A 9,507-nucleotide genomic window follows, 5' to 3' on the forward strand; every position below is an offset into this window, starting at 1 on the left:
GGCGCTATCTTATAAACTCGAACGTGAAGCACTCGTGAAGAAAGGTGAAATAAATCGATGAAAGTTTTGATTGTTGACGATAACCATAGTGTCTCTGAAACCATTGCTGATTATCTCGAGTTAGAAGGTATTGGTATTGACTGCGCATATCATGGCGAAGCGGCATTAAAGCTAGTGGCTGAAAACCATTACGATGTCATTATTATGGATATCATGATGCCAAAATTAGATGGCATTTCGACAGTCAGAAAGCTGCGACAAGAGCAGGCATGTCGTACTCCTATTCTGTTTCTGACAGCAAAAGAGCAGCTGGACGACAAAATTGCAGCATTCCAAGCGGGTGGTGATGACTACTTGCTGAAACCTTTCGCGATGCAAGAATTGAGTTTACGACTGCACGCATTGGCAAGCCGTGGTCCTAGGCTAGATGTTGGTAAGGTGCGCTTTGCCGATATCACGATGGACTCTCAAACCGATGAAGTGTTCCGTGGTGACAACCCGATTAAGCTAAGTCGTATTCAACTGAAAATATTGAAAGTGCTTATTCGACACGCCCCAGCAATAGTGTCGCGCAGAGAAGTAATTGACTCAGTTTGGGGAGACGAATCTCCATCGAGTGATGCATTAAGAAGCCACATTTATGGTTTACGAAATGCGCTTGATAAGGGTTTTGAGCATTCAAGATTAGAGACGATTCATGGACAAGGATACCGACTTAAAGCGTAAAAGCTCAGTCAAAGAAAGCACGTACCCAAGTATCTACAAGAAAATTCGTAGAAGCTTTGGGATCATGACACTTGTTATGTTCAGCATGTTCTGGACAGCCATTTATTTGGCCGAAAACCAGATGGAAGTCATTAGCTTACACCACTGGTTAGATACCGAAGCGAGCCGCTATACCGCAGAGTATGAGTTATATGGTGAAAATACCTTATTGCCCAATCCGAATGAGTTCTCCACCTATTGGAGCGAGAACGAATTACCCCGTTGGTTAAGTTACTATAAAACACCAGGCTTCTATGAATACCTTCTGGGGGCGGAGGACAAACATTTCATCGTTTTGAAGCATCCTTCGGGCAAGGGGATGATGTACATCGTCTTTCAAGATGATGCAGATGATTACCTAGATAACTACGAGTGGAGCCTCCACTATTACACCATGCTGTTGGGGGGCTTTATTTCCTTGGCTATGGTTTTTTATAGTGTTTATGTCGTGCGTTCATTGTCACGTCCACTGAATCAGATAGAGCAAAAAATCAGTTTAATGCAGCCCGACCAGCCTTCTTTTGAGGTGACAACTGGTTACGCGGAAACCCGTCATATCGAGCAAACTCTACTCGATTCTAAAAACGATATATCGGGCTACTTTCAGCGAGAAGAGGAGTTTAGTCGCTTTGCCGCTCATGAACTTCGTACGCCAATCATGGTAATTCAAGGTTCTGCAGATTTACTCGCCAAAGTCGACAACCAGCCTCCTGTGGCGTTGAAAGCTATCAATCGAGTTCAAGAAGCCAGTGAACAAATGCGTGTTCTGACTGAGATGTTTTTGCTGCTTGGGAAAGAAAGTGTCGATGAACACCGCTTCTCTGAGCATGATTTAGAAACCATGGTCCGACAGCAACTGAAAGAGTTGGCAATTTTGTTTGCCAAACAGGATGCGAGCTACCGCCTTAACGTTTCAAGATCAGCTACCGTGTATGCGCCTGAAAGCTTCATCACCGTGGTCATGAACAACTTAATCAAGAATGCATTTAGCTACAGTATCGGCGACATTGATATTCAATTGATTGAGAAAGAGTTGGTGATCGTCAATAGGCATGATGGTAACGAAACCTATAACGCAGGCTACGGCTGTGGTCTGATTATTGTTCAGCGTATTTGTGAGCGTATGAATTGGCATTTTGAAACCCGAGATGATGGCGAGAGGTTTCATACCTATTTGAATTTTTCTGATGGGGATAAGGTAACTTAACGTTTAGCTAATCACTTAGTGTGACGATTGCGGCCACACTAAGTGTTTGTATGGCTACACCATTTTCAGGGCGTGATGTCGAGTGAGTTGCTTGTGAAGCGAGTCTTTGAGCTCCATGCGTTCTACTTTTAGGTTGTGCATGCTGTCGTCATCAATTGGGCTACCCGAGATCTCAAGCTGACGGATGTCGTAGTCGAGTTGATGGTATTTCTGCATGTCCGCTTTGAAGGTTTCGTCGTCGTGGTTGAGTTGAACAATGTCTAATTTTAGCTCTGGGAAATCTAAGATAAAGGCATGGTTTTCATTGAGCATTGGCACTTCCTCTTTCATCAAATTAACTTCAGTATAGAACCTATTTTTGAAGATAAATGTGTCCCTAAACACAAAGCGAGAGTAGGATCAAAAAAGGGCATTAACCTTCCATTGTGGATACGTTAATGCCCTTTGTTATTTCAGCAGAATCAAATATTACTGAGCTTTCTTACCAGAACGTTGTTGCTCTTTGTGTGCCAGTTTTTCTTTTTTGCGCTGTTCGATTAGGTGAGCAGCATCGCCACCTACGTGGGTTTCACCACGCGCATTTGATAGCTGTACTTGCTTTTCACGTTCACGGAAACGCGCTTTCTGCTCCTCAGAGTGCTTATCAAAACACTTAGGACAGCTTACGCCTTTCTCGAAATGCTCAGAGGCTTTGTCTTCTTCTGTGATTGGTAGACGACAAGCGTTACATACATCGTAGCCACTCTTTTCTAGCTGGTGGTTAACGGCAACACGACCATCAAACACGTAGCAATCGCCTTCCCACATGCTCTCTTCTTCAGGTACTTCTTCTAGGTACTTTAGAATGCCGCCTTCAAGGTGGTAAACCTCTTCAAAGCCTTGCTCTTTCATGTAGGCCGTTGATTTTTCACAACGAATACCACCTGTACAGAACATCGCGACTTTCTTGTGCTTCTTCGGGTCTAGATTATCTTCAACGTATTGAGGGAATTCACGGAAAGTTTCCGTATTTGGGTTTACTGCGTTTTTGAATGTGCCGATATCTACTTCGTAGTCGTTACGAGTATCAACCAAGATCACATCTGGATCTGAGATAAGGTCATTCCATTCGTTTGGCTTAACGTAAGTACCAACAACATGGCGAGGGTCGATGCCTTCAACACCCATGGTTACGATCTCTTTCTTAAGCTTAACCTTGGTGCGGTTGAATGGTTGTTCGTCGTTGAACGACTCTTTGTAAACAACATCCGCTAAGCGAGAGTCTTGCTTGAACCATTGAAGAAGAGCGTCGATAGATTCGCGCTTACCTGCAACGGTACCGTTGATACCTTCACTTGCGAGTAACAAAGTACCGCGAATGTTATTCGCTTCTAGAAGCTCAGTTAGCGGTTGGCGAATTTCTTGGTAATCATCAAGTGCTACGAATTTATACAGAGCACATACAACATATTGAGACATGGTTTTTCCTTTCTGCGAGCTGGAACGTAAATCCAGAGCGGTTGCCTATTCTGATCATAGCTGGACATTGAAGCCTAGCTCGTCATGATGGCTTATTAAAATCCGCCGCAGTATAACTAAGGCTATGTAGGACAAAAACCAACCAAGTGTAGGGCTATTTATCACCTGTTTTATTGTGGGTTTATGGTTTGAGGAACGAAAAAGCCCTGCTGTACAAATACAGCAGGGCTTGTGTTGAATCTGTCTTACTTAATTAGCGACTACGCTTGGTTAAGTACTTCCGCTAAGCGTTTCACCGCTTCAGTCAGCTCTTCTGGATTAGCGTTAGTGAAGTTTAAGCGCAGTGCGGCTTTTGCTCCATCTGGTTTTGGATAGAATACTGGGCTTGGTACAACGGCTACACCATTTGAAAGTAGGGTCTTAGCCAATTCAAAAGTATCGCACTCTGGAATTTCAACCCAAATGAACATCCCGCCATCTACGGCTTTCAATACACAGTTAGCAGGCAGTTGTTTTTCTAGTTCTGAAAACAGCACTTCATAGCGAGACTTGTACAGTGAACGGATGCTTTCCATGTGTACGTTAAAGTCTTGGTGCTTTAGAAGGCCAAGCAGTAGGGCCTGCATCGGAACGCTTGAGTGCAAATCTGCGCCTTGCTTCACCTTGATCAGTGGCTCAAGGTAGCTGCGCTTGCCTGTTACCGCACCGATACGTAAACCAGGTGATGCAATCTTAGAGAATGAACGAAGAACGATAGAGTTATCAGGGCAGAAAGACGAAACCAACGGCAGCTCTGTGCCTGTGAAACGTAGCTCTCGGTATGGTGCATCTTCAATGAACGCCACGTTGTATTTGATACACAGCTCTGCCACTTTTTGGCGAGTCTCTGTTGTCCAACATACGCCCGTTGGGTTATGGAAATCTGGCACCGCGTAGAACATCTTTGGCGATTGCTCGGCAAAGCACGTTTCTAGTTCATCTAGGTTAGGGCCAAATTCGGTTTGAGACACAGTCACAATGTTTGCTTGAACCAAGCCAAACACTTGCATCGCACCTAAGTAGCTCGGCGCTTCCATCACAACTACATCATTCGGGTCAACATATGCACGAGCAATCAAATCTAGACCTTGCTGAGAGCCTGTACAGATCATCGCTGTGTGAGTGTCAGGCAATTGGTAGCTTTGCGTTAGATGGTCAAGCAATGGGCCGTAACCAGCCGTAGAGCCGTATTGGAAAACTTCAGGCATGTTCGCTAGATTTTCTAGCGTTGGCTTCATTAAATCGATTGGGAATGTTTTCTCATCCGGCAGACCACCTGCTAACGAGATGACGTTTGGATCGCTTGCTGCAGCGAGGATCTCTCGAATATATGAAGATTGAATTTGTTGTAATGACTGTGCGATTTCCATGTGTTGTGTCTCGTCGTTTTCCGTTTTTATTCTATCGCTTGATATTACACGGCAATTGTAAAAACTAGCGTGTCCATTTATGCTCTTAAACATGTCCATTTATGCTATTTAAACGATGTCACGTCAACATATATCTCGAATCAATGATGTTCTGTTCCATATTCATCAAGACATCAGTCAGCCGTTGTCTGCCAAAGCGCTATCTGAGATTGCGGCTTACTCAGAGCAACATTTTCATCGCACGTTCAAAAGTGTGGTGGGGGAGTCGTTACATCAATACATTCGACGTACCCGAATGGAGTATGCCGCTAATCAGTTGATGTTCGATACCCGCTCGTCGGTGGTTGAGATAGCCAATAAATGTGGTTTCAGTTCGGTGTCTTCGTTTAGCCGAGCGTTTAAAGCGACCTTTAATATGTCTCCGGGCGAGTGGCGCAAACACGATTTACAGATCGCCGAAAAGCCTTATTTGAAAGATCCTGAAGTGGCGGCGGGTTATCAAAATGTCGCACAGCGGATACTACCCGAACCCAAAATAGTGGAAACACCTGAACGTATGGCAGCCTATGTTCGCCACACTGGCTATAACCGTTCTATTCGCAATGCGTGGTTGATATTGAAAGCGTGGGCGAACTCTGAGCAACGTGATTTTTCGACCCAGTTTGGTTTGCACCATTCAAACCCTGCTTGGGTCGAGATGGACCAGTGTCGCTATGTGGCGTGTATCGCGATCAGTGAACCGATTAAGTACCGTAGCGTGGTTAATCAGATGGTGATTCCCGGTGGTTTGCATGCCGTGTTTCGACTCAATGGCCGTTATGGAGAGTTGCTACCACAAATCAGTATGGTATTAGAAAAATGGTTACCTACATCAGGCTTCAAGCAGCGTTCAACTCCCGCCTATGTGCATTATCATCAGAATCATTTCCTAAATAGTGATGAAGTGTTTGAACTTGATTTCTATCTTCCGGTAAGTTTTTATTAATCCACCCATTTTGAGGAGTAAACATGTATCTCGTTTTGTATTGTCACAATATTGGTATGACTGATTTTTCTTTCTTTGAAACGGAAGATTTCGACAAAGAAGAGGGTTATATCGTGCGAGGAAAATGGCCGAACGAAAAAGCGTTTCGTGATTACTTGGCCAAAGAGTTTGGTGATATGAGTGAACTTCAAGTGATTGATTTGGTCAGCAGAGGTCAAGAGGCTGAGCACTATTCTGCGCAAGAGTTAGCGACACTCATTAGTGCGTAACCATAGCGATGAGTATGGTCTCGTTTAAACAAAGTGCATTGTAACATATTGAAAATCCTTAATATCGCTTATCACTAAACTTAGCTTGGTTCGGACTGGTAGTCATTATTCAAGAAAGTTCATGCGGCTTTGAGTCTTCCATTGTCTTTTTTAAGAAATGGGCATTCATGTTTAAAGTTCTGAATAGTATGGTTCTTCGGAGTGAGCCAGCTTTAATATACTTAAATTTTAAGGGCTCTCTGTTTCAGTATACATTGGGAAAAACAGTAATGAAGAAAACAACCATTTTGGCCGCACTGATACAACTCATGTTGGCTTCTACCAGTCACGCTCAAGAACTCAACAACGAAATGAACAATTCTTTGAACCTTTGCCCAGAAAACGACATATATTGTCAAATCATCATGAGGGAGCTTTAACTAGAGCCACAGAAGGTTGCCGTTCAGGCAACCTTTTTATCTAGAGTGTGTCTCGCTTTTAAAGTCTGGCTACTGCGCAACTTCATCCACCAAGTACAAGATTGATTGATACGGAATGCCACTGTGATGCGACAAACCGATCTCACAAGTTCGGCTGTTACTGAATCCACGAGTACAGTTGCTCGGTACTTGTTCCTTAAGTGGGTGCACCGCTGCTTCATTCAGTTCAGGCGTAGTGAAGCCTTTGTCACCCGCCCAGCCACAACATTGAATATGCTCAGGAACAATCACTTCTTCAGTACAGGCTTTAGCGAGGTTTAACATCGCGCCCTCTAAGCCCATTCGGCGAGAGCTACAAGTGACATGAAGCATCACGGTCTCTTTCAGTGGCTCAAGCGTCAGATGTTCAAGTAAATATTGATTCACAAAGCCTGTCGGCTCCAGAACTTCTAAGGGCTTAGTGAACTGCTCAATACTGCGTTTGGTACACGGGCTGGTGTCCATCAATACTGGGTATTCACCCTGACGACTCGCTTGCCACAACACTTCTTCGAGCTGTTGTGCTTTAGATTGGGCTATATCGTTCATCCCTTTGCTGTCGTAAGGCATACCGCAACATTGATCGTCTAATTTCTTCGGCAGGATGACTTCAAATCCAGCTTTGTTGAGCAGAGACATGGTCACTTCAGTAAGAGGGCGTTGATCAACCGCATCATTTTGTTGACCCATGGTTCGGCTAGCACACGACGGGAGGTAAACCACTTTCTTTGCGTCATTAGAAGTTTCGGCTGTCATTGGTGAAGCCGTGAGAGTGTGACTGTTGGACTGCGGCATCTCTGGCATCCAAACTGGCGTTGCGCCTTTGGTCACTGAGCGCAGGCCATTGGTAAGCTTGCCGACCGTGTTTGCGCCCAGAACTTTACTCGCTACTTGATTGGTTTTGAGACCTGCCTTGGTCAGTTTCGTGGTGGTCGAGAAATGATCCGCTGTCCATTTGGCGATTGGTGTGAACTTCTCATACTTGGCAACACGAAGCTTCTTCACCAAGTCTCCCGTATTAATGCCTACCGGACAACGCTCGGCACACAGGCCTGTTGCCGCACAGGTATCAATGCCTTGGTATTCAAAGGTTTTTTCTAGTTCGCTGGCTTCTATCTCTTCACCTGCTTCTCGGCGGCGTTGCAGTTCTCGGTACAACACGATGCGTTGGCGAGGTGACAAGGTCAGTGTGCGAGACGGGCAGACTGGCTCACAGAATCCACACTCAATACAGCGGTCGACAAGATCGTCGGCAGCTGGCATTGGCTTTAAGTCTGTGATGTGGGAGTTTGGGTTGTCGTTGATGATAACGCCAGGATTGAGCAACCTTTCTGGGTCGAACAGCGCTTTGATCTGTTGCATCAAGGCGTAACCATCTTTGCCCCATTCCAACTCCACGTAAGGTGCCATGTTACGGCCTGTGCCGTGTTCCGCTTTCAGAGATCCTTGATATTTCACGGCGACAAGCTCGGCTACGTCATCCATGAAACCACCGTAACGGTCGATCTCTTCTTGGCTATCAAAACCTTGGGTAAACACAAAGTGCAGGTTGCCTTCCAGAGCGTGGCCAAAAATGATCGCCTCGCTGTAGTCGTATTTATCGAACAGCTCTTGCAGCTCTCGAATGCCATTTGCAAGATTTTCGACTGGGAAAGCAACATCTTCAATGATGACCGTCGTGCCGACTTCACGCACTGCGCCAACGGCCGGGAACATGCCTTTACGGATGCCCCACAGGGTAGCGACAGTCTTAGGATCGGACGTGAAAGGGACAGATTCGACAATCGTGTAATCAGCTAATGCATCCAAAATTGATTTACATTGTAAATCTAAGTCCTGCTGGGAGCTGGCGTGTGATTCCACCAAAATAGCTGCTGCTTCTAGATCTAGGCTTGGCATGAACGCAGGCATACCCGGTTTATCCGCGACAGAACGTAGCGCTCTACCGTCCATTAACTCAACAGCCGCAACCGGAGTTTTGGATAGCGTAGTCACGGCTTTACTAGCTTGCTCGATGTCCGCAAACACCAGCAGAGCAGAGGCTTTGTTCGGGTGTTCAATCACCGTGTTGTAAGTGATCTCGGCGATGAAGCCTAGCGTGCCCTCTGAACCGATCATCAGGTGTTTAATGATTTCGATTGGGTCGTGGTAATCGACCAATGCATTGAGTGCGTAGCCCGTGGTGTTTTTAAGGCGATACTTGTGGCGGATTCTGTCGGCGAGTTCTTGATTTGAGCTGGTTTGACGGTGTAATTCAGCAATACCATCAAACAGCGTTTTGTGTGACTGCTTGAATGATTCAACGCTAGCACTGTCTGCGGTATCGAGCAGGGTGCCATCGCTTAGGACGACTTTCATGCTTTCTACAGTACGATAGGAGTTTTGCGCGGTACCACAACACATACCGCTGGCGTTATTCGCGGCAATACCACCAATCTTACAGGTGTTGATAGAGGCTGGATCTGGGCCGATTTTACGTTGAAACGGGGCAAGGTATTTGTTGGCGTCGGCGCCAATTACGCCGGGTTGAAGAATGATCTGGTTGCCGTTATCGACAATCTCATGGCCGCGCCAATCGTCGGTCAGAGTGATAAGTACTGAATCTGAAACCGCTTGTCCTGAAAGGCTGGTACCTGCCGCGCGAAAGGTAAAATGAATGCCCAGCTCACGACAGCTTTGAATCGTGAATATCACTTCCTCTAAGTTTTTAAGTCTTAGAACCATTTTCGGCACCAAGCGATAAAAACTCGCATCGGTGCCATAAGCCAATCGCTTTGCCTCTTGCGTGACAATGCGTTCTGTTTCTATTTTTTGAGCCAGTATCGCCTCAAGCTGCTGATAAGCTTTAACGTCAATTACTCGCTCATGGGATGTGTTTGTCTCCATCTTTGCTTCCTTGTGCTTCTTATTTGGCACTGGTTAGGGCGTGTTGACCTTTCGTGGTTAAATTTTGTTC

At 45.6% G+C, this 9,507-nt stretch carries 8 protein-coding genes; 4 read left to right on the forward strand and 4 right to left on the reverse strand.

Features of this window, described 5'->3' with window-relative positions; genetic code table 11:
• Positions 1–57 precede the first annotated feature (57 nt).
• Positions 58–726 (forward strand): response regulator transcription factor, encoded by a 669-nt coding sequence (locus BCT81_RS23180; protein WP_102425999.1) that lies wholly within the window; start codon positions 58–60, stop codon positions 724–726.
• Positions 698–1,972: a HAMP domain-containing sensor histidine kinase gene (locus tag BCT81_RS23185; RefSeq protein WP_102426000.1), complete on the forward strand. Its 1,275-nt coding sequence runs from the start codon at positions 698–700 to the stop codon at positions 1,970–1,972. Before BCT81_RS23180 ends, BCT81_RS23185 begins: the two co-directional genes overlap by 29 nt.
• 54 nt (positions 1,973–2,026) lie before the next feature.
• Here BCT81_RS23185 and BCT81_RS23190 read toward each other — a convergent pair whose 3' ends face one another.
• From BCT81_RS23190 to BCT81_RS23200, 3 genes are all read right to left on the reverse strand, one after another.
• Entirely contained in the window at positions 2,027–2,284 is a 258-nt protein-coding gene (locus BCT81_RS23190) for a YdcH family protein (protein ID WP_032498145.1), read from the reverse strand.
• Between the two features lie 156 nt (positions 2,285–2,440).
• A complete protein-coding gene (locus tag BCT81_RS23195) occupies positions 2,441–3,430 on the reverse strand; it encodes a rhodanese-related sulfurtransferase (RefSeq protein ID WP_102426001.1) in 990 nt (329 codons plus the stop codon).
• 260 nt (positions 3,431–3,690) lie between these two features.
• A complete protein-coding gene (locus BCT81_RS23200) occupies positions 3,691–4,839 on the reverse strand; it encodes a PLP-dependent aminotransferase family protein (RefSeq protein WP_102426002.1) in 1,149 nt (382 codons plus the stop codon).
• A gap of 115 nt (positions 4,840–4,954) precedes the next feature.
• Between BCT81_RS23200 and BCT81_RS23205 the strand changes: the two genes are divergently transcribed.
• Together BCT81_RS23205 and BCT81_RS23210 are read left to right on the forward strand one after the other, a co-directional pair.
• Complete coding sequence (locus tag BCT81_RS23205) at positions 4,955–5,824, forward strand: GyrI-like domain-containing protein (protein WP_102426003.1); 870 nt, start codon at positions 4,955–4,957, stop codon at positions 5,822–5,824.
• A 23-nt stretch (positions 5,825–5,847) separates the two neighbouring features.
• On the forward strand, positions 5,848–6,093 hold the full coding sequence (locus BCT81_RS23210; protein WP_004737054.1) for a hypothetical protein: 246 nt from the start codon (positions 5,848–5,850) through the stop codon (positions 6,091–6,093).
• Between the two features lie 488 nt (positions 6,094–6,581).
• On the opposite strand, the gene BCT81_RS23220 is transcribed toward BCT81_RS23210, so the two are convergent.
• Positions 6,582–9,437: an FAD-binding and (Fe-S)-binding domain-containing protein gene (locus BCT81_RS23220; RefSeq protein WP_102426005.1), complete on the reverse strand. Its 2,856-nt coding sequence runs from the start codon at positions 9,435–9,437 to the stop codon at positions 6,582–6,584.
• Positions 9,438–9,507 lie beyond the last annotated feature (70 nt).

It is taken from the genome of Vibrio sp. 10N.261.52.A1, assembly GCF_002876325.1.
GTDB lineage: Bacteria > Pseudomonadota > Gammaproteobacteria > Enterobacterales > Vibrionaceae > Vibrio > Vibrio chagasii.